This is a genomic window from Caloramator australicus RC3, from assembly GCF_000297115.1.
Taxonomy (GTDB): Bacteria; Bacillota; Clostridia; order Clostridiales; family Caloramatoraceae; genus Caloramator; species Caloramator australicus.
In genome coordinates, this window is the sequence record NZ_CAKP01000096.1 from 28,844 (window position 1) to 50,970 (window position 22,127).

Genomic DNA, 22,127 nt, shown 5'->3' on the forward strand with positions numbered 1-22,127 from the left:
TTTATGAAGCTTGTAGGATTTTTAAAACCAGTAAAGTTAGAATGGCTAAATTTAACTGTCGAAGAACTTAAAAAAGGTAATGATAGCGAAAATATTAGGCAATTTTTAAAAGATTACATAAGTAATTTTTATCAAAGTAAAGATACGATAAGAAAAGCTGCTGCAATATTAATGAATGCATGGGTGGATGTAGAATATAAAAACATTAGAGATTTTGCGTTAGATTTATATGATAATGTAAAAGAAGAAGAAAAGATTGCTCTTCATTATGGCCTTATGATGATTGCCTTTCCAATTTTCAACGATATTGTTTCTTTGATTGGTAAAGCATTATATTTAGATGAGAGATTTAAGCTTGAAAATATAAAAAACAAAATTTATGAAAAATGGGGCGAAAGACAGACTTTAAAATATTCTATAGATAGAATTATTATGAGCTTAAAGGAATGGGGATTAATTGAAAATGAAAAGATTGGAATTTATAAATCTGGTAAAAAAATAATAATAGAAAATGCACAAGTTAAGGCCTTTTTGATTGCTTGCTACTTAATAGCACAAAATAGAGATTATATAGATATAGTTGAAGCAGAAAATCTATATTCATTTTTTCCATTTTTATACAACTTGAATTTGACAGAACTTAATAATATAGATATATTGAGTAAAAATAACATTGGTTCTAACATTGTTATCGGAGTAAAGGATCTTTAAAAGATTTTCTTGACTTTTATAACTTATAAGTTATATAATTGAGGTGAAAGGATGAAATCACAAAAGCAAGAGATTAATAAAATACTTTATCCAGAAATTTTTAATTCTGATTATATATATACTTATATTACCTTTAATAAAGAATTAAAGGATTTGATAGAGGAAAGTGGTCAAAAGAAAAATTTTTCAAGGGTATATAGAAAGAACTTGCAGTTTTTAACTAACTTGAAGAAGAATTGTATATTTCAAAAATCATTTGAGCAACTTAAAGATAATAACAAATTATATTCTATGAGATTTGTTGGAGAAAAAAATATTAGAATATTGTTTTCATTTTTTTATCTTAATAATAAAGATGTAGTAATTTTGTTAAATTGTTTTCAGGAAAAAGATAATAAAAAATTAAAAAGTAGTGATGGTTACAACAAAGCAATTGAAATAGCTGAGAAAAGAATAAAAGAATTATTATCTTTAGGTCTAAAATTAAGTTAATAGGTAATACTTATAAGTTAGAATGTTTAAATTGGAGGGTTAGAGATGGATATAAAAAAATATTTAGGCAATCCATATGATTTAATTGATGACATAGCAGATGAAGAAGAAACGAGATATTTTGAACTAGATGATATTTTGGTTGATATTGCAACAACATTAATAAATTATAGAATTAATAATAATTTGACGCAAAAAGAGCTTTCACAAAAATTGGGATGCACTCAAGCGATGGTTTCTAAACTTGAAAGTGGTGAATATAATCCTTCTGTAGAGCAATTATGGAAAATAGCATCAGCATTAGGATTGGAGTTTAAAATTATTTTCAAAGAAAAAGAGCAAAGTGTTACAATCTGGGATATAACTGATGATAATATTATATCATCCAATATTGAAGAAATTGTAGGTGACGCAGCATGATAGACGCAAATAAAATAATTGCTAATTTTCAAATGATAGCAAGTAGAGTAGTAAAATTTGAATTAGAAACAAAAGAAGTTGATGAAGGAAATGAGAAAGTTAATGTAAAAAACGAATTTGACTATGACATTATAAATATAGAAGAATTTAATGATGCTTATTTTGGTGTTGTTCAGTTTAAAACAACTTTTATTGCTAAGAAGGGGAAAAGTGTTCTATTTAAGATATTAATTGTTTATGAAGGTAAATTTATAGGTAATAAAAATCATTTAAAGTTTGACGATTTTAAAAATATGTTGGAATTAAATGGTGTAGTGGCTTTATCGCAACTTACAAGATCATATATTTTATCAGCAACTGCCCTTGCAGGAATTAATCCACCTGTAAGAATACCAATGATAAATGTTCATATGTTAAAAAATATAAAAGAAAATAATAAAAACAAACAATAATAATTTTATTGAAGCACTTTATCGGATGCCTATTTTATTCTAAGTTTGTTAATTGGCATTTGTATAAAGTGCTTTTTGTGTGTTAAGTAAAAAGCTAAAGATTATTTATAATCCAAATATTTTTTATCAAAGTAAAATATTATATAATGAATTTAATAAAACGTCTTTAGATGATAAGGAACCCGGAAATACGTGTATAATTTCATTATTATTACAAATTATATCAATTATTGATGTTCTATGTTGTCGTTGATTTTTATTGTTTTCTTTTCTTGAAGATATTGAATCATTATTTTCATCCCAATTATTTATATTAATGTAATATCATAAAATATGAATTTATGATAAAATATTTTACTATAAAAAAGAAAAATGTTAGAGAAATTTTTTTAATTTATTTATTTTGAAAGGAGAAATGCGATAAATGATTAACGCATTAATGCAAATGAAAGTAACTAATAAAGCAAAACCATTTGTTAAATGGGCGGGAGGTAAAGGACAGTTACTAGAAACATTTAATGAATATTATCCTAAGCAATTGAAGGATGGGAAAATAAGTAGATATGTAGAGCCTTTTGTTGGCGGAGGAGCTGTTTTATTTGATATTTTACAAAAATATGAAATTAATGAAGCATATATTTTTGATGTTAATAAAGAATTGATAAGTGTTTATAATATAATTAAAAATAATGTAGAACATTTAATATTAATGCTTTCAAAAATAGAAGAGAAATATAAAAAATATAGTGAAGAAGAAAGAAAAGAATTTTATTACAAAATTAGGGATGAATATAATAACTACAATGAATTTGATGTAAAGAAAGCAGCATACTTTATTTTCTTAAATAAAACATGTTTTAATGGACTTTATAGAGTAAATAGCAAAGGTAAATTTAATGTTCCCTTTGGAGATTACAAGAATCCTACAATTTGCGATGCCGAAAATTTATATAGCGTAAGTTTAGTGCTTAGTAAAGTAAAAGTTTTTTGTGACGATTACAAAAAAAGTATTGATTTTATAGATAAAGATACATTTGTGTATTTTGATCCACCGTATAGACCTATTAGCAAAACTTCAAATTTTACATCTTATAATGAAATCAATTTTGACGATTATGCTCAAATCGAATTAGCCGAATTTTTTAAAAAGGCAAATAAAAAAGGGGCTTATCTAATGCTAAGTAATTCAGATCCTAAAAATGTAGATGAAAACGATAATTTTTTTGACGACTTATATAAAGATTTTAATATTTATAGAATAAAAGCAAAACGTTATATAAATTCAAAGGCAGATAAAAGAGGAAATATAAATGAAATATTAGTATTAAATTATTAATTATAAAATTACAATGGGGATGGGGTAATATGAAGTATTTAGATATTTATAAAGAAAAAATAAATTGCAAAAATGATGAAGATGTATTTCAGTTTATTTTAAGTAATTTAAAAGAAACCATAAGAAAACTAGATTTTTTTGTCGATTGGAGGAAAGTATTTAATAATATTAATGATATAGCTCCAAAGCTTATTCTTTTGAATAATTTGTTCGGCAAAGATAATGTAAAGGATGAATTTAAAAATATTATTTTAAATTATCCTGAAGTTATAGAGGTTATGCCTATTTTGCTAGCTATAAGAGAAAAACAAATAAAAGCTTTAGATATAAATTCCATCGATAATAAATTCAATTATATAGTTTATAATTTTAAAAGATGTCAAAAATTAAGTAATGATGAAGTTGAAAAAGTTGTAGAGTTTGCAGATAAATCAGGTATATTTAATTTATTTATAAATAATAAAATAAGTAACTTAATTGATTATGTTATTGGAATAGAGGTTGGTTTGGATTCAAATGCAAGGAAAAACAGGATTGGAAGGATTATGGAAGATATAGTAGAAAAATTTATAAAAGAAATTTGTTTGAAATACAATTATCGCTACATAAAACAAGCAAAAGCAAATAATATAAAAAGATTTTTAGGATATGACATAATAGTAGATGAAGCTGATAGAAAATTTGATTTTGCGATAGATAATGGCAAAAAACTTTTCCTTGTAGAAGCCAACTATTTTAGTGGAGGAGGCTCGAAACTAAAGTCAGTATCAGGTGAATTTATAAGTTTATTTAATTTTATAAAATCAAAAACTCCTGAGCATGAATTTATCTGGATTACTGATGGCTTAGGATGGAGAGATTCACATAGACCATTAAGAGAGGCCTTTGATAAAATTGATTATGTATTGAATATATGTATGTTAGAGAATGGCATATTAGAAGAAATACTAAAATAGGGGATTAGAATATGGGAAGAAAAATAAAATGCCAGTTTTGTGATGAATTATTTTATAAAAAAGATTATCCGAAACATCTTGAAAAACTTCATAATAATGAATTCATAAGAATAATTGAAGAAATATTAAATAATTATGAAGAAAAGCAAATTGATAAATGCGTTGAAAAATATAACTTTACAAAGGATTTCATAAAGAAGATTTTTTCAGGAAACGATATGCTTTTAAAAGAAAGCAAACAACTTTATTTAACAAACCTTTCACCGGAAAAATTTGAATTAGAAACAACTACAATATGGAGTTTCCCGGATAGAGGTAATTGGGCAACACATTCAGGTAAATATCGAGGAAATTGGTCGCCATATATACCAAGAAATATTTTATTAAGATATTCTAATGAAGGAGAATTAATATTAGATCAATTTGTAGGAAGTGGAACCACTTTAGTAGAGGCAAAATTGTTAAATAGAAATGCTGTTGGTGTAGATATTAATCCTATTGCATTAGAAATAACTAGAGAAAATTTAAAATTTAACTATGAATATAATCCCAAGATAGATATTAAATTAGGTGATGCAAGAAATTTATATTTTATTGAAGATAATAGTATAGATTTAATATGCACTCATCCACCTTATGCAAATATAATAAAATATAGCGAAAATATTAATGGAGATTTATCACATTTAGATGTAAAAGAATTTTTGTTAGAAATTGAAAAGGTTGCAAAGGAATGTTATAGAGTATTAAAGAAGGATAAGTATTGTGCAATTTTAATAGGAGATACAAGGAAAAAAGGGCATATAATTCCTATAGGTTTTAGTGTAATGCAAAAGTTCATTGATGCAGGATTTAAGTTAAAAGAAATAATAATTAAAGAGCAGCATAACTGTAATTCTACACCATATTGGAAGAATAAAAGTTTAAAGTATAATTTTTTATTGATAATGCATGAATACTTATTTGTATTTAGAAAGTAACCCGTCCAGATAGGACGGGTTTTAAAATGGCATATCCATATCTTTAAGTGGCTTGTTTGGGTGTTCGGGGACGTTTGTTTCATCTAAAAAGTCTTCGATGTCTATGCCGCTTTTGGGTGAGTCGGGCCATAAAAGGGCGTTGTTTGTTTTTTCGATTATTGGATAATCAAGTCCGTCGGGAGTGTAAATATCAAGCTCTTTATCGTCGATGTTTTGAAGATCTACATCCTTTTTCCTTGGGCAGGTCATTTTATCACCCCTTTTTGATTTTGGAATAAAATAATGTAAAAATATAAAAATTTTTATATTATTTTGTGTGATTTTTTGGGAAAAAATACAGAAAAAATAAGTAAAAAAACAAAAAACAAATGTGCTATAATAAAGTCGAGGTGGTAGCCGTGAGAGTAGATGATGTTGCAAAGCTTTTACAGCTTTATATTATGCAAGGGACAGCGTCGACTAGCATTGAAGGGCAAATGCTCTTTCAAACAGTTTTAGAGAATATTTTAAAGTCAAGTTTAAATCAAGAGGGCGTAAAAACAAATGAAGATATGAATAAAAATACATCAAATGGAGATTATGAAGGAGAAATAGAAGGTTTACAAAAGGGTATTTCAATTGAAGCTGCCATTAAAGAGGCCTCGAGAAAATTTGGTGTTGAGGAGGCCCTTATTAAGGCAGTTATTAAGCAGGAGTCTGGTTTTAATCCAAATGCCATATCAAGGGCAGGTGCAATAGGCCTTATGCAGCTAATGCCAAAGACGGCAGAATCCCTTGGGGTTAATCCCTTTGATCCTGTTGAGAATATTGAAGGCGGAGTTAAATATCTAAAGGGGCTTATAAATAGATTTAACGGGAATAAATATCTTGCCCTTGCTGCATATAACGGTGGAATTGGAAGGATGCAAAAAAGAGGCGTAGATACAGTAGAAGAGATAAATAAAATGCCTGTTGAGACTGTAAATTATGTTAAGAAGGTTATGAAATATTATGAGAAATATAAATCTATTGAAGAAAGGGTTTAAGCCCTAAAGAGGGGGATGGAAGATGGATGGTTTTGGTCTGGTCCTTGGAGGTGGAGGGGCCAAAGGGGCATATGAAATAGGTGTTTGGAAGGCCCTTAGGGAACTTGATGTCCCTATAAAGGCTGTTACAGGGACTTCTGTTGGTGCTCTAAATGGTGCCATAATAGTTCAAGGAGATTTTGATGTTGCTTATGAACTTTGGACTACGATAAGCATAGAAAATGTAATAAATGTTGAAAAGGAAATTGTGGCAGCTGGGGAAGGAGGTAGAAAGACTATACCTATTATAAATACCATAAAAAATTTAATAACCAACGGAGGACTTGATGTTTCCCCCCTTAAGGAGATGCTAAATAAAGTTATAGATGAAGATAAAATAAGAAGATCCCCAATAGATCTTGGAATAGTTACCTTCTCCCTTACGGATTTTAAACCCGTTGAGGTTTTTAAGGATGAAATTCCTGAGGGAAAGCTTGTTGATTATCTTCTTGCAAGTGCTTGTTTTCCAGCCTTTAAACCCCACGAGATAGACAATAAAAAGTTTATAGATGGTGGAATTTATGATAATATCCCTTTGAGCTTAATGTTAAAAAAGGATATAAAAAACATAATAACTGTTGATATTTCAGGAGTTGGATTTGTCAAAAGGGTAAATAAAAGGGGAATTAATATAATCGAGATAAAGAACTCTGAGGATCTTGGGGGGACATTAGAATTCGATGGAGAAAGGTCAAAGGAAAATATTGAACTGGGTTATCTTGATACTTTAAGGGTTTTTGGAAAATTAAAAGGACACAAATACTACTTTATTCCAAACAAGGAATTTGATGAGGGGAAGGAGTTTATAAAAAGCCTTGATATAAATTACCTAAAAAGGATGTATGCCTTTTTAGGACTTGATATAGGGGTTAGAAAAAGTGCAGCAAATAAAATTATTTTGGATAAGATAATAAGGACTATTCAGCAGTATTCAAATGGGAAACTTTCTTTAGAGGGAGTTTTTCCTGCGATGCTTGAAATAGCAGCAGAACAGCTTGGAATAGAAAGAAAGAGGGTTTATACCCTAAAGGAACTATCTGAGAGAATATTAGAAGAATATAATAAAATTATAGAAAGCGAAAACTATAAAGAAAATATGCCATGGATAAATAGGCTTTTACTTGCAAGGACTCAACTTGAATTTGACAAGGAGCTTTTGAAAAATGCCTTTGATAAAAAATATTTAATATCCTATGATGCTAATATAGAAGAAAAGGATGAAAAGGTAAAAAGGATGAGAAGATTCATTGCTATGGCCTTTCCAAAGATTGTAATATCAAATATGCTAATTGCCCTATTGCTTGAGAGGGAGAATGTTCAAAGGGAAAAGGCGGTGGATTAGTTTGGCAGTTCCTTTGGAATTGCCTTTTTTCTTTTTTGAGGTTAAAATCATATTAATGAAAATGGTGGAGGAGATAATATGAAAAGAGAAAGGCTTGATAAAATACTTTCAAATTTAGGATATGGAACAAGAAAAGAAGTTAAGATGATGGTAAAGGATGGACTTGTTGAAGTGAATGGGAAAGTAGTAAAGGATAGCTCCATCCATGTGGACCCTCAAGAGGATGAAATTTTAGTTGATGGCGAAAAAGTATTTTACAGAGAATTTATATATCTTATGCTCAATAAGCCTAAAGGGGTAATTACGGCTACATACGATGATGTTGAAAAAACCGTCCTTGATCTTATAGAAGATGAATACAAGGTGTTTTCCCCATCACCAGTTGGAAGGCTTGATAAGGATACTGAGGGGCTCTTGATTTTAACCAACGATGGTGAACTTAATCATTTTCTTTTATCTCCCAAAAGACACGTTCCAAAGAAATACTACGCAAAGGTTTTAGGAAGGGTAACTGAAGATGATGTTAAAAAGTTTAAAAAGGGGGTTGTCCTTGACGATGGTTATAGGACTTTGCCTTCGGAACTTGAAATTTTAGTTTCAGGTGAAGTTTCTGAAATTGAGCTTGTTATATATGAAGGAAAGTATCATCAGGTAAAAAGGATGTTTGAGGCGGTTGGGAAAAAGGTTATATATTTAAAAAGAATAGAATTTGGCCCATTAAAACTTGATGAAAACTTAGAATTAGGCGAGTATAGGGAGCTGACGGATGAGGAAGTTGAGCTTTTAAGGGAGGCTGTAAGGTCTAAGGAGTAGTTCTACTTTGTTGTCAATGATTTATGGGGAATGATATAATATTAAAGAATTTTGTTTTAGAGGTGGAAAAGATGCTGGATCTTAGCAAGTTAAATAAGGAACAATATGAGGCGGTAACTACAACAGAAGGCCCCCTTTTGATTTTAGCAGGGGCAGGTTCTGGTAAAACAAGGGTTTTAACCTATAGGATAGCATATTTAATAGAAAGAGGAGTTAGCCCCTATTCAATACTTGCCATAACATTTACAAATAAGGCTGCAGATGAGATGAAGGAAAGGGTGATGTCCCTTGTTGGGGATAAGGCCCAGCACATGTGGATTAGCACCTTCCATTCAGCCTGTGTTAGGATACTTAGAAACGATATAGAAAGATTAGGTTATGGCAAAAATTTTGTAATATACGATACATCTGACCAGGAAAAGATAATAAAACAGGTTTTAAAGGAGCTTGATCTTAGTGAAAAGGTATATCCTCCAAAGGAGATGCTAGGCAAAATAGGAAGCTTAAAGGATCAGTTAATCGATCCAAAAGAATATTTGAGGATGAGTAATGACTTTAGAAGCAAAAAAATAGCTGAAATATATTCCTTATATCAAAGAAAACTTAAGATAAACAACGCCCTTGATTTTGATGATATTATTTTTAAGACAATTGAGCTTTTTAAAAATCACGAAGATGTTTTAAAACATTATCAAAAGAAGTTTAAATACATCCTTGTTGACGAGTATCAGGATACCAATAGGGCTCAGTATGAGCTTGTAAATCTTCTTGCAAAGGAGCACAGAAACCTTTGTGTTGTAGGAGATGATGATCAAGGAATTTACTCGTTCAGAGGGGCTGATATTAGAAACATCCTAGATTTTGAAAAGGACTTTCCTGAGGCTAAGGTTGTTAAATTAGAGCAAAACTATAGATGCACAAAGAGGATACTTGAAGCAGCAAACTATGTTATTGCAAACAATGAAAATAGAAAGGCAAAAAGGCTATGGACGCAGAATAAACTTGGGGATAATATAAAGTTTTTCAGGGCGGAAACAGATCAAGAAGAGGCAAGGTTTATAGCCTATGAGGTTGAAAAGCTCTTGAGGGACGGTTATTCCCATAGGGACTTTGCTGTTCTTTATAGAACCAACGCTATGTCACGTATTTTAGAAGAGGCCTTTGTAAGGCAGGGAATCCCCTATAGGGTTGTTGGTGCCTTTAAGTTCTACGACAGAAAGGAAATTAAGGATATTATTTCCTATTTAAAATTTATAAACAACCCGCAGGATACCCTGAGCCTTGAAAGGATTATAAATACACCCAAAAGGGGCATTGGGGATGCCACTTTAGATAAAATAAGGCAGGCAGCAGAAAGGATGTCCATATCCTTCTTTGATGCCTTGAATAATTTAGCTTTAGTTGGAATATCAGGAAGGGCAGAGTCGGCAATAAGAAAGTTTACGTCCCTAATGAATTACTTTATAAGCATAAAAAATCAAATAAAGGTTTCAGAACTTATAAACGAAATACTTGAAAAAACAGGATATCTAGAGGAGCTTCAAAAGGAGGGCTCCCCTGAGGCGGATGCAAGAATTGAAAACCTAAAGGAACTTTATTCATCTGCAGTTGAATTTGAACAAACTTCGGAGGAAAAAACCCTTGAGGCTTATCTTGAAAGGATATCCCTTGTATCAGACCAAGATACGATAGAAGGAAAAACATCAGTGACATTGATGACGCTGCATGCAGCAAAGGGGCTTGAGTTTCCAGTTGTATTTATAGCCGGCATGGAGGATGGAATATTCCCTCATTTTTCAGCCCTTGAGGACGATGATGAAATGGAGGAAGAAAGAAGACTTTGCTATGTTGGAATTACAAGGGCAAAGGAAATATTGTATCTTACATGTGCAAAACAGAGGCTAATTTTTGGAAGAACCTCCTTTAACCCGGTATCCTCCTTTATAGATGAAATTCCAGAGGACCTTTTGGAGGATCTATCGAGGAAGACATCAAAGCCATCAAGGTTTATCTATGAAGACCTAAAGCCTAATACTCAGCTTGCCTATACTGTTGATAGCAAAGTAAAAATTGAAGAGCCTAAAAAGAAGAATAATATTCAAGTTAAGCTTGGCGATAGGGTAAAGCATAAGATATTTGGAATTGGAATCGTGATTGCCATAAAGGATTCTAAGGGAGATCTTCAGGTTACGGTTAGCTTTGAAAAGGCAGGAGTTAAAACTTTACTTTTATCAACAGCACCCCTTGAGGTTGTTTAGGAGGGATAGGATGGAGGATATAAAAAAGAGGATAGAAGAGCTTAGGGAGATTATAGAATACCACAACCATAAATACTATGTTGAGGATAATCCTGAGATAAGTGACTATGAATACGATATGCTGATGAGGGAACTTAAAAAGCTTGAGGAGGAATACCCTCAGTTTAAATCACCAAATTCCCCCACCGAAAGGGTTGGGGGAAAACCCCTTAAAGAATTTCAACAGGTTCAGCATGCTGTCCCAATGCTCTCTTTGCAGGATGTTTTTTCCTTTGAAGAGCTAAAAGATTGGCACAATAGGGTAGTATCGGCAGTTGGTGAGGTTGAATATGTGGTGGAATTAAAGATAGATGGACTTTCCGTTTCAATTCTTTATGAAAAGGGAGAGCTTATAAGGGCAGCAACAAGGGGAGATGGAAATATAGGAGAGGATGTTACTCAAAACGTAAAAACTATAAAATCTCTCCCTCTAAGGATTAAAGATAAGAACCTTTTAGAGGTTCGTGGTGAAGTTTATATGCCTAAAAAAGAATTTGAAAGGCTAAATGAAGAGCGTGAGATATTAGAGCTTCCCCTATTTGCAAATCCGAGAAATGCAGCAGCAGGCTCAATAAGGCAGCTTGATCCCAAAATTACAGCAGAGAGAAAACTTGACATATTTATATTCAACATCCAAAGATATTCAGGACCTAAAATTGAAAAGCACAAGGACGGACTTGAATATTTAAAGGAGCTTGGGTTTAAGGTAAGCCCAGTAAGATATGTGTGCAAAGATATAGATGAAGTTATAGAAAAAATTCAGGAATTAGGAGAGACAAGGGGAGATCTGCCCTATGATATAGATGGGGTTGTAGTAAAGGTTAATGAGCTTGATAAAAGGGACATATTAGGCCAAACGGCCAAAACCCCAAGATGGGCAGTTGCCTATAAATATCCAGCAGAAAAGAAAAAACAAAATTAAAGGATATTATCCTTCAGGTTGGAAGGACCGGAGCTATAACTCCAACTGCAATTTTAGAGCCGGTTAGGATTGCAGGGACGACGGTTTCAAGGGCAACTTTACATAACGAAGACTATATTAGGGAAAAGGATATAAAAATCGGAGATACAGTAATTATCCAAAAGGCAGGGGAAATAATCCCTGAAGTTGTCGAGGTTGTTTTTGAAGAAAGGGATGGAAGCGAAGTTGCCTTCGAAATGCCAAAGAATTGCCCTGTATGCGGTGGTTTGGCTGTAAGGGAGGAAGGAGAGGCAGTTTTAAGATGCACTAATATGTCCTGCCCTGCCCAGATAAAAAGAAGCATAGTTCACTTTGCGTCAAGGGATGCCATGAATATAGAAGGATTAGGTCCACAGGTCGTAAATCTACTTTTAGATAATAATCTTATTAAGGATGCTGCTGATCTTTACTTTTTAAAGGAGGAGGACCTTGTAAATCTTCCAAGGTTTGGGAAAAAGTCTGCCGCAAAGCTAATTCAAGCCATTCAAAAAAGTAAAGAAAATGACTTAGAAAGATTTCTATTTGGGCTTGGAATAAGATATGTAGGTTTAAAATCTGCTAAGAATTTAACAAAGTATTTTAAAACCCTTGAAAATATAATGAAGGCGGGCATTGAGGATTTTATGCAGGTTGAAGAAATAGGAGAAAAAATTGCAAGAAGCATTTTTGAATTTTTCAAGGAGGAGCATAACCTTCAGCTTATTGAAAAATTCAAACTTGCAGGAGTAAATATGGCTACACTAAAAGAAGGTTCTGCAGCACCTCAAATATTTGAAGGCAAAACGATAGTTGTTACTGGGACTTTAGAAAAATTTACAAGGGATGAAGTAGAATCACTAATTGAAAGGCTAGGCGGAAAGGTTTCAGGAAGCGTATCTAAAAAAACAAGCTTTGTTTTAGTTGGTGAAAGCCCTGGAAGCAAACTGAAAAAGGCCCAGGAACTTAATATAAATATTGTAAACGAGGCAGAATTTTTAGAAATGATAAAGGAAGCTGAAAATATTTAGAAAAATTCTATATTCTGCTATAATGAATAAAGATAAACTTAAAGGGAAAGGAAGGTTAGTATGGCAGTAGATAAAAGTCAAGTTGACTATGTTGCTAAACTTGCAAGGCTTGAGTTTAGCGAAGAGGAAAAGGAAAAGTTTGTAGGGGATTTTAATAAGATTTTGCAGTTTGTTGAAAAGCTCAATGAAATTGATACAGAAAACGTTGAAATAAGCATATCATCATATCCTATGTTTAACGCCTTAAGGGAGGATGAGGTTAAGCCATCCTTGAGCCTTGATGAAGTCCTTTTAAATGCACCAGATAAAGAAAATGGATACTTTAGGGTTCCTAAAGTTGTTGATTAGGAGGGATAAGGATGCATTACTTGTCAGCACATGAGATAAGGGATCTTTTAAGAAAAAGGGAAGTTACAGCAGAAGAGGTTACAAGAAAAACATTAGAAAGAATAAATGAGGTTGATAGTAAGGTTAACGCATACTTAGAAGTTTTTGAAGATGCAATAGAGGCCGCAAAGGAAATAGATAAAAAAATAGCGCAAGGGGAAGATGTAAAGGACCTTGCAGGAATTCCAATGGCTATTAAGGATAACATCTGCATGAAGGGTAGAAAAACAACCTGTGCATCAAAGATATTAGAAAATTTCGTATCGCCATACGATGCAACTGTTGTAGAAAGGCTAAAGGATAATGGGGCAGTAATCGTTGGAAGGCTTAATATGGATGAATTTGCAATGGGCTCATCAACAGAAAACTCTGCCTTTAAAAAGACAAGAAATCCATACGATTTAGAAAGGGTGCCAGGGGGATCCTCAGGTGGTTCTGCAGCAGCAGTTGCAGCAGGTGAGGCATATTATACTTTAGGTTCAGATACAGGAGGTTCCATAAGGCAGCCGGCGTCACTTTGCGGTGTTGTTGGATTTAAGCCTACCTACGGCAGGGTTTCAAGATATGGACTTGTTGCCTTTGCATCATCCTTAGATCAGATAGGACCTTTTACAAGGGATGTCGAGGATGCTGCTTTAGTTTTAAATGCAATATGCGGAAAGGATAACAAGGATTCAACTTCAGTAGATGTTAAGGTAGAGGACTTTACTACATATTTGAATAAATCCCTTAAGGGAGTTAAGGTTGGTCTTCCAAAGGAATACTTTGGAGAGGGCATAGATAATGGAGTTAAAAAGGAACTAGAAAAGGCAATTGCCCTTTTAAAGGATTTAGATGCTGAAATAAAGGAAATAAATCTTCCAATGTCTCAATATGCCCTTGCGGTTTACTATATTCTTTCAAGTTCAGAGGCTAGTTCAAACCTTGCAAGATTCGATGGTATAAGATATGGAGTTAGGGCAAAGGACTTTGAGGATGTCGTTGTTCTTTATGTTAAATCAAGAAGCCAAGGCTTTGGAAGGGAAGTTAAAAGAAGAATTATGCTTGGAACCTATGCACTATCATCTGGATATTACGATGCATATTACAAAAAAGCTCTAAAGGTTAAAACTTTAATAATCAATGAATTTAAGAAGGCCTTTGAGGATGTTAATTTAATAATTTCTCCAACATCACCATCGGTTGCCTTCAAATTTGGAGAAAAGGCTGATGATCCACTAAAGATGTATTTATCAGACATCTGCACAGTTCCTGTTAATATTGCAGGACTTCCTGCAGTATCCATCCCAGCAGGTTTATCAGACAACTTACCTGTAGGGCTTCAGATTATAGGGAATTACTTTAAAGAAGGGGAGATTATAAGCCTTGCCCATGGAATTGAAAAGGCTCTATCCCTTAACTTAAGGCCTAATCTATAGGAGGTGCTAATATGGATTTTGAAGCAGTTATCGGTCTTGAGATACATGCAGAGCTTTCAACAAAATCAAAGATATTCTGCTCCTGCACTACTGAATTCGGTAAAGATGCAAATACCCATTGCTGTCCTGTTTGTCTTGGACTTCCTGGAGCATTACCGGTTTTAAATAAATCAGTTGTAGACTTTGCTATAAAGGCAGGCCTTGCATTAAACTGTAAAATAAATAAGGATACATATATGGCAAGAAAAAACTATTTTTATCCGGACGCACCTAAGAATTATCAGATTACTCAGCATGAAACTCCCCTCTGCAGCGAAGGATATATTGAAATTGAAACCGATGAGGGAGTAAAAAGAATTGGAATTCAAAGAATACATATTGAAGAGGACGCAGGAAAGGCCCTTCATGAGGGGGAAAACTCACTTATAGATTTTAATAGATCCGGGGTGCCATTAATTGAGATAGTTACAAATCCGGATATGAGAAGTCCAAAAGAGGCAAGGATGTTCTTTGAAAAGTTAAGATCAATCCTTTTATACACAGAAGTTTCCGACTGCAAGATGCAGGAAGGTTCCTTAAGGTGTGATGCCAACGTCTCAGTAAGGCCAAAGGGTTCAACCGAATTTGGAGTAAAAACAGAGATCAAGAATATGAATTCATTTAAAGCCCTTGAAAAGGCCCTTGAGTATGAAATAGAAAGACAGATAAATGCAATTAAAAAGGGAGAAAGAATAGTCCAGGAAACTAGAAGATGGGATGAGGCAAGGGGTCAGACAATAGTTATGAGAAGCAAGGAAGAGGCTCATGATTATAGATATTTCCCTGAACCTGATATGGTTTATTTAAAGCTTGATGATGAATGGATTGAAGATATAAGAAAGACAATGCCAGAGCTTCCAGATGAAAAGAAAAAAAGATATATAGAAGAATTTGGCCTTCCAGAATACGATGCCAATATAATTACAACTTCAAAGGAACTTGCAGCCTTCTTTGAAGAAGCTGTAAATATCGGCGGAAATCCAAAGACAATAAGCAACTGGATTATGGGTGAAGTTTTAAGAATACTTAATGACAGGGAAATGGAAATTACGGATGTAAAATTTACTGCAAAGGACCTTGTGAAATTGATTTCCTTAGTGGAAAAGGGAACAATATCAAATACAATTGCAAAAAAGGTTTTTGTAGATATGTTTGAAACAGGAAAGGATCCTGAAAAAATTGTCGAAGAAAAAGGACTTGTTCAAATTACAGATGAAGCTGCAATAAGGGAAATAGTTAATAAAGTTCTCGACGAAAATCCACAATCTGTGACAGATTTTAAAAACGGAAAAACAAAGGCGGTTGGATTTATAGTAGGTCAAGTTATGAAGGCCTCAAAGGGTAAGGCAAATCCTCAGATGGTTAATAAATTAGTAGAAGAAGAGCTTTTAAAAAGGTAGCGCGTGCCAATTGCATGCGCTATTATTTTTGGGCAAATGCCTTCAAAATAAAAATTATTCAAAAAATTATTAAAATTAATAAAAAAATATTATTCAATATAAAAAATATTATGAAAAAAGAATTTTAAATTTGTTTTACAAATAACAATTTATAAATATAAATAAAATCATTAGTTTATTAGTAGATATTTGCATAAAAATTCTTTTTCGTGAAAAAATAACACATATTTTAATTCAAAAATTTTATCTTGAATTAAAATTTTATTTGAATTATAATTTATTTCGTAGTTTAAATTATTTTTAAATTTTTTTAAAAACTGAAGGCAATATCAGAATGTATTCGAAAATCCAATAAATAACGAAAAATCGAGAGAAATATATTAAAAATTTAACGAAAATTAAATTTTTTCAATTTGTTAAAAAATTTAAAACAAATTAAAATAAAGTTAACAAACGCAAAAAAGAGGGGAGAGATCGTATGCTAAATTACATCATCAAAAGACTCGTGGCCAGTATTGTAACTCTTTGGGTAATAGCAACAGCAACATTTTTCTTAATGCATGCTATCCCTGGAGGTCCATTTGATAGCGAAAAGCCGCTTCCACCTCAGATTAAGGCAAATCTTGAGGAAAAGTTTGGGCTAAACAAGCCTATTTCTGAGCAATATATGATGTATATGAAAAATCTTTTAAAGGGAGATCTTGGACCATCATTAAAGTATGAAGGAAGAACAGTAAATGATATTATTGCTTATTCCTTCCCAACATCAGCTAAACTTGGACTTGTAACTGTTATTGTTTCACTCATATTTGGAACTTATCTTGGAGTTACAGCAGCTCTAAATCAAGGAAAATGGCAGGATCAGCTTGTTATGGTTATTGCAACATTAGGAGTTACTGTTCCAAGCTTTGTTATGGCAACATTTTTAATTTTAGTTTTTGCTGTTAAGCTTCAAATTCTTCCAGCTGTAGGCTTTGAAGGACCAGCAAACTATGTAATGCCAGTTTTAGCTCTTGGCGGATACTCATTATCATTTATAGCGAGATTAACTAGGTCAAGCCTTCTTGATGTTATAAGACAGGACTATATAAGAACAGCAAAGGCAAAGGGATTATCAAGATATGTCGTTATTTACAAGCATGCATTAAGAAACGCACTTATTCCAATAGTTACTTATTTAGGACCTTTAATGGCAGGTATTTTAACAGGAAGTTTCGTTATAGAAAAGGTATTTGGTATACCAGGTCTTGGTAGAGAGTTCGTTACAGGAATATACAACAGAGATTATTCGATGATAATGGGTCTTACAGTATTCGACAGCTTCTTGCTTATAGCATTTAACTTTATAGTTGACTTATTATATGCAGTAATAGACCCAAGAATTAAGCTAGAAGCGTAAGGAGGAGACGATATGGAATATACAAACCTTCAGTTAACAAAGGATATGTTTGAAAAGGTTCCAAAGGAAGAAAGAAATATCAATGAAATTGTAAGGCCAAGCGAAACCTATTGGCAGGACGTTTGGAGAAGATTAAAGAAGAATAAGCTTGCTATGGGGGGACTTTTCTTCGTAATATTTATAACTTTGGTTGCAATAGTAGGACCATATTTATCACCATATAACTATTATTCACAGGACTTTTCAATTGCAAACCAAGGCCCAAGTTCAGCCCACTGGTTTGGAACTGATCCATTTGGAAGAGATATATTCACAAGAATTTTATACGGTGCCAGAATTTCACTTGTAGTTGGTTACGCTGCAAGTATATTAAACCTTACAATTGGTATTTTATACGGTGGTATTTCAGGCTACTTTGGCGGTAGAGTTGACAATATAATGATGAGAATTGTTGATACACTTTATGCGATACCAATGCTTCTTTACGTAATTCTTATAATGGTTGTTATAGGTGCAGGATTAAAGAGTATAATTTTCGCCTTAGCGATTGCATATTGGCTATCAATGGCAAGAATAGTTAGAGCTCAGGTTCTTTCATTAAAGCAACAGGAATTCGTTCTTGCTGCAAAGACTTTAGGTGCACCACACATGAGGATTATATTAAGACACCTTATTCCAAACAGTATGGGACCAATTATAGTAACACTTACATTATCGGTTCCATCAGCGATATTTACAGAAGCATTCTTGAGCTTTATAGGACTTGGAGTTTCAGCTCCGATGGCTTCTTGGGGAGTTTTAGCATCAGAAGCAATGGAAACATTGTATATATATCCATATCAGATGTTATTCCCAGCCCTTGCAATATCATTGACGATACTTGCATTTAACTTCCTTGGAGATGGATTAAGAGATGCGCTAGATCCAAAGATGCGTAAGTAGGAGGGACACTATGGAAAGATTATTAGATATAAAGAACTTAAAAACATCATTCTTTACACATGTTGGAGAAGTAAAGGCAGTAAGAGGCGTATCCTTTCACCTCGATAAAGGAGAAGCCCTTGGTATAGTTGGAGAATCAGGTAGTGGTAAAAGTATAACGATGATGTCAGTTATGAGACTTTTAGCTGACAACGGGAAAATAGTTGATGGAGAAATCTGGTTTGATGGTAGAGACCTTGCTAGCCTTTCAGAAAACGAAATGCAAAAAATTAGAGGTAATGAAATAGGAATGATTTTCCAAGATCCTATGACTTCTTTAAACCCAGTATTAACAGTTGGCGATCAGCTAACAGAGCCTCTTTTAAAGCATAAGAAGATGCCTAAGGAAGAGGCATACAAAAGGGCAGTTGAGATGTTAAGGCTAGTAGGAATTCCTAGCCCAGAAAAGAGAATTAAGCAGTATCCTCATGAATTTTCAGGCGGTATGAGACAAAGAGTTATGATAGCAATGGCCCTTATAAATGAGCCAAAGCTTCTAATTGCCGACGAGCCAACAACAGCCCTTGACGTTACTATCCAAGCTCAGATTTTAGAGCTTATGAAGGATTTAAAGTCAAAGATCAATACTTCAATAATTCTAATAACCCACGACCTTGGAGTTGTTGCTGACGTATGTAATAGAATAAATGTTATGTATGGTGGCCTTATAGTGGAAACAGGAAAAACTTCAGATATATTCTATAATCCAAAGCATCCATATACTTGGGGACTTTTAAGGAGCGTTCCAAATCCAAAGACCCTTGTAAAGGAAAGGCTAAAGCCAATCGATGGACAGCCACCAGACCTTTTAAAACCACCAGCAGGATGTCCATTTGCTCCAAGATGTGAGTATGCCATGAGGGTATGTATGACTCATATGCCTCCACTCTTTGAAGTTGGAGAAAATCACAAGGCAGCATGCTGGCTAAACCATCCTGATGCGCCAAAAGTTGAAGCACCAGTTGGAAGGAGGCATGAATGATGGAAAATAAAAAGGCACTTATTAGCATAAAAAATCTTAAAATGTATTTCCCTATAAAGAAGGGACTCTTTGGAAGACAAGTAAGCTATGTTAAGGCAGTGGATGATGTTTCCTTCGAAATCATGAAGGGAGAAACATTAGGTCTTGTTGGAGAGTCTGGATGCGGGAAAACAACAACAGGAAGAACAATAATAAAATTATACGAACCAACTTCCGGTGAAATAATATATGATGGGGTAGATATTGCAAAGTTTACTCCAAATCAAATGCTTCCTTATAGAAAGAAGATGCAGATGATATTCCAAGACCCATATGCATCATTAAACCCAAGAATGACGGTTGCTGACATAATAGGCGAAGCAATAGACATCCATAAGCTCATGACTGGTAAAGAAAGAATGGAAAGAATTCATTATCTTTTAAACGTCGTTGGATTAAACAGCGAACATGCAAACAGATACCCACATGAGTTCTCAGGTGGTCAAAGACAGAGAATTGGTATTGCAAGAGCCCTTGCAGTTCAACCTGAGTTTATAATATGTGACGAGCCTATATCAGCCCTTGACGTTTCAATTCAAGCTCAGGTTGTAAATATGCTTGAGGACCTACAAAGAGATTTTGGATTAACTTACCTATTTATAGCCCACGACCTTTCAATGGTTAAGCATATTTCCAATAGAGTTGGGGTTATGTATCTTGGTAAGATGGTTGAGCTTGCAGAGAGCAATGAGCTTTATACAAAACCGCTTCATCCATATACACAGGCACTACTTTCTGCAATACCAATACCAGACCCAGATGAGGCTATGTCAAAAAAGAGAATAGTTCTAGAAGGAGAAATACCATCACCAATCGATCCACCTCCTGGATGCAGATTCAAAGGAAGATGTAAATACGCAAAACCTATTTGCTCAGAGCAGGACCCAGTTTTTAAGGATGTTGGTGGAGGACATATGGTTGCTTGTCACTTATATTAATGTCAATATCCGGCCTTAGTGCCGGATAAATATACATAAAAAAGGGGAGGAATGAAGATGAAAAAATCAAAATTATTTATCGTCCTCGCCTTAGTATTAGCCTTAGGAGTATCATTATTCTCAGGCTGTGCTAGGGGAGGCGGAGCTGGTCAAACAATTAGATATAACTTAGGTGCAGAACCAGCAACAATCGACCCACAATTAAATAGTGCCGTTGACGGTGCTACAGTTATTGTTAACTGCTTTGATGGTTTAACAAGACTTGATGCAAATGATTCACCAGTTGCAGCAATTGCTGAAAAATGGGATGTATCAGCAGATGGATTAACTTATAAGTTCTACTTAAGAAAAGATGCAAAATGGACTGACGGTCAGCCCGTTAAGGCCCAAGATTTCATTTATGCATGGCAAAGGGCTCTTGACCCAGCTACTGCATCAGAATATGCTTATCAGTTATACTATATAAAGAACGGTCAGGCAATCAACGAAGGAAAGATGCCTGTTGACCAATTAGGAGTTAAGGCGCTTGATGACTATACTCTTGAAGTTACACTTGAAGCACCAACACCATACTTCTTATCCTTAACTGCATTCCCAACATATATGCCTGTAAGAAAGGATGTAGTTGAAAAGGATCCTCAAGGTTGGGCAACAAGACCAGAAACTTATATTTCAAACGGACCATTCAAGCTTGTGGAATGGAGACAAAAGGATGCTATCGTTCTTGAAAAGAATCCAAACTGGTATAATGCAGATAAGGTAAAATTCTCAAGAATCGAAATGAAGATGCTTGAAGAAGCAACAAGTGCCCTTGCTGCGTTTAGAACTGGACAGCTTGATTTCATTGAATCACCACCACAGGCTGAAATTCCAAACATGGTAAAGACAGGAGAAGCTCAAATTTTATCAAACCTTGGAACTTATTTCTACATCTTTAACCTTTCACCAAATGCAGAAAAGATAGACCCAGCTGCTGCAAAGGCTATAAAGGATGTTAGAGTAAGAAAGGCAATTGCTCTTGCAATTGATAGAAAGGCATTAGTTGAAAATGTAACTAAGGGTGGACAATTACCAGCAACATCCTTCGTTCCAAATGGTATTCCAGATGCTGATGGAACAGACTTTAAGAAGAAGGACTACTTCCCAGCAGAGGGTAATGTAGAAGAAGCAAAGAGACTTCTTGCAGAAGCTGGATATCCAGATGGAAAGGGATTCCCAAAACTTACGTTAATTTACAACACAAGCCAAGGCCATCAGGCTATTGCAATGGCAATACAAGATATGCTAAAGAAGAACCTTGGAATAAATATAGAACTTGCTAACCAAGAATGGAAGGTATTCCAAAAGACAAGAAACGATAAGAACTATATCTTTGCAAGACACGGTTGGCTTGCTGACTATGTTGACCCAATGACATTCCTTGACATGTGGGTAACAAATGGAGGACAAAACAACATAGGATATAGCAATCCAGAATATGATAAGAGAATCGAAGCTGCAAAGAAGGAATTTGATCAAGCAAAGAGAATGCAACTTATGCATGAAGCTGAAGACATCCTTATGGAAGATATGCCACTTATCCCACTTTACTACTATACAAATGTTGTATGTATAAAGGACTATGTAAAGGATGTTCATAAGTCAGCTCTTGGATTCGTTTACTTCGATTACGGATATATTGAAAAGAAATAACAAAAATAAACCCGCTATTTT

20 protein-coding genes and 1 pseudogene are annotated in these 22,127 nt (G+C 33.7%); 20 read left to right on the plus strand and 1 reads right to left on the minus strand.

Going from position 1 to position 22,127, the window contains the following annotated elements; genetic code table 11:
* Positions 1-3 precede the first annotated feature (3 nt).
* The 7 genes from CAAU_RS08875 to CAAU_RS08905 all read left to right on the plus strand — a co-directional run bounded on the left by CAAU_RS08875 (position 4) and on the right by CAAU_RS08905 (position 5,347).
* Entirely contained in the window at positions 4-711 is a 708-nt protein-coding gene (locus tag CAAU_RS08875; RefSeq protein ID WP_008909107.1) for a hypothetical protein, read from the plus strand.
* Positions 712-762: 51 nt separating this feature from the next.
* On the plus strand, positions 763-1,203 hold the full coding sequence (locus tag CAAU_RS08880; RefSeq protein ID WP_008909108.1) for a type II toxin-antitoxin system RelE/ParE family toxin: 441 nt from the start codon (positions 763-765) through the stop codon (positions 1,201-1,203).
* Positions 1,204-1,248: 45 nt separating this feature from the next.
* Complete coding sequence (locus tag CAAU_RS08885; RefSeq protein ID WP_008909109.1) at positions 1,249-1,623, plus strand: helix-turn-helix domain-containing protein; 375 nt, start codon at positions 1,249-1,251, stop codon at positions 1,621-1,623.
* Positions 1,620-2,075, plus strand: a complete 456-nt coding sequence (locus CAAU_RS08890; RefSeq protein WP_008909110.1) for a hypothetical protein — start codon at positions 1,620-1,622, stop codon at positions 2,073-2,075. The genes CAAU_RS08885 and CAAU_RS08890 overlap by 4 nt, the downstream gene beginning before the upstream one ends.
* 424 nt (positions 2,076-2,499) lie before the next feature.
* On the plus strand, positions 2,500-3,411 hold the full coding sequence (locus tag CAAU_RS08895) for a DNA adenine methylase (RefSeq protein ID WP_008909111.1): 912 nt from the start codon (positions 2,500-2,502) through the stop codon (positions 3,409-3,411).
* Between the two features lie 29 nt (positions 3,412-3,440).
* Positions 3,441-4,367, plus strand: a complete 927-nt coding sequence (locus tag CAAU_RS08900) for a type II restriction endonuclease (protein ID WP_008909112.1) — start codon at positions 3,441-3,443, stop codon at positions 4,365-4,367.
* Positions 4,368-4,378: 11 nt separating this feature from the next.
* Positions 4,379-5,347 (plus strand): TRM11 family SAM-dependent methyltransferase, encoded by a 969-nt coding sequence (locus CAAU_RS08905; protein WP_008909113.1) that lies wholly within the window; start codon positions 4,379-4,381, stop codon positions 5,345-5,347.
* A 21-nt stretch (positions 5,348-5,368) separates the two neighbouring features.
* On the opposite strand, the gene CAAU_RS08910 is transcribed toward CAAU_RS08905, so the two are convergent.
* Positions 5,369-5,596: a hypothetical protein gene (locus CAAU_RS08910; protein WP_008909114.1), complete on the minus strand. Its 228-nt coding sequence runs from the start codon at positions 5,594-5,596 to the stop codon at positions 5,369-5,371.
* 149 nt (positions 5,597-5,745) lie between these two features.
* Here CAAU_RS08910 and CAAU_RS15445 point away from each other — a divergent pair, with 149 nt between their 5' ends.
* The 13 genes and pseudogenes from CAAU_RS15445 to CAAU_RS08975 all read left to right on the plus strand — a co-directional run bounded on the left by CAAU_RS15445 (position 5,746) and on the right by CAAU_RS08975 (position 22,106).
* The gene (locus CAAU_RS15445) at positions 5,746-6,372 is read left to right on the plus strand and encodes a lytic transglycosylase domain-containing protein (protein WP_008909115.1); all 627 of its coding nucleotides are present in this window, start codon (positions 5,746-5,748) and stop codon (positions 6,370-6,372) included.
* A 22-nt stretch (positions 6,373-6,394) separates the two neighbouring features.
* Positions 6,395-7,753, plus strand: a complete 1,359-nt coding sequence (locus CAAU_RS08920; protein ID WP_008909116.1) for a patatin-like phospholipase family protein — start codon at positions 6,395-6,397, stop codon at positions 7,751-7,753.
* A gap of 78 nt (positions 7,754-7,831) precedes the next feature.
* Positions 7,832-8,566, plus strand: coding sequence for a pseudouridine synthase (locus CAAU_RS08925; protein ID WP_008909117.1), 735 nt, complete (start codon positions 7,832-7,834; stop codon positions 8,564-8,566).
* A gap of 74 nt (positions 8,567-8,640) precedes the next feature.
* Positions 8,641-10,824 (plus strand): DNA helicase PcrA, encoded by a 2,184-nt coding sequence (gene pcrA, locus CAAU_RS08930; protein ID WP_192811214.1) that lies wholly within the window; start codon positions 8,641-8,643, stop codon positions 10,822-10,824.
* 10 nt (positions 10,825-10,834) lie between these two features.
* Positions 10,835-12,831, plus strand: a pseudogene (ligA, locus tag CAAU_RS08935) (NAD-dependent DNA ligase LigA).
* 60 nt (positions 12,832-12,891) lie between these two features.
* Positions 12,892-13,179 carry an Asp-tRNA(Asn)/Glu-tRNA(Gln) amidotransferase subunit GatC gene (gatC, locus tag CAAU_RS08940; RefSeq protein ID WP_008909121.1) on the plus strand — a complete coding sequence of 96 codons (288 nt, stop codon included), beginning with the start codon at positions 12,892-12,894 and terminating at the stop codon, positions 13,177-13,179.
* 5 nt (positions 13,180-13,184) lie between these two features.
* Entirely contained in the window at positions 13,185-14,636 is a 1,452-nt protein-coding gene (gatA, locus tag CAAU_RS08945) for an Asp-tRNA(Asn)/Glu-tRNA(Gln) amidotransferase subunit GatA (protein WP_040306388.1), read from the plus strand.
* 11 nt (positions 14,637-14,647) lie between these two features.
* Entirely contained in the window at positions 14,648-16,075 is a 1,428-nt protein-coding gene (gene gatB, locus CAAU_RS08950) for an Asp-tRNA(Asn)/Glu-tRNA(Gln) amidotransferase subunit GatB (RefSeq protein ID WP_008909123.1), read from the plus strand.
* Positions 16,076-16,553: 478 nt separating this feature from the next.
* Positions 16,554-17,474, plus strand: coding sequence for an ABC transporter permease (locus CAAU_RS08955; protein ID WP_008909125.1), 921 nt, complete (start codon positions 16,554-16,556; stop codon positions 17,472-17,474).
* 12 nt (positions 17,475-17,486) lie between these two features.
* Positions 17,487-18,416: an ABC transporter permease gene (locus CAAU_RS08960; RefSeq protein ID WP_008909126.1), complete on the plus strand. Its 930-nt coding sequence runs from the start codon at positions 17,487-17,489 to the stop codon at positions 18,414-18,416.
* 10 nt (positions 18,417-18,426) lie between these two features.
* Complete coding sequence (locus tag CAAU_RS08965) at positions 18,427-19,437, plus strand: ABC transporter ATP-binding protein (RefSeq protein ID WP_008909127.1); 1,011 nt, start codon at positions 18,427-18,429, stop codon at positions 19,435-19,437.
* Positions 19,437-20,414, plus strand: coding sequence for an ABC transporter ATP-binding protein (locus CAAU_RS08970; RefSeq protein WP_040306437.1), 978 nt, complete (start codon positions 19,437-19,439; stop codon positions 20,412-20,414). The genes CAAU_RS08965 and CAAU_RS08970 overlap by 1 nt, the downstream gene beginning before the upstream one ends.
* 51 nt (positions 20,415-20,465) lie before the next feature.
* The gene (locus tag CAAU_RS08975) at positions 20,466-22,106 is read left to right on the plus strand and encodes a peptide ABC transporter substrate-binding protein (protein ID WP_040306390.1); all 1,641 of its coding nucleotides are present in this window, start codon (positions 20,466-20,468) and stop codon (positions 22,104-22,106) included.
* Positions 22,107-22,127 lie beyond the last annotated feature (21 nt).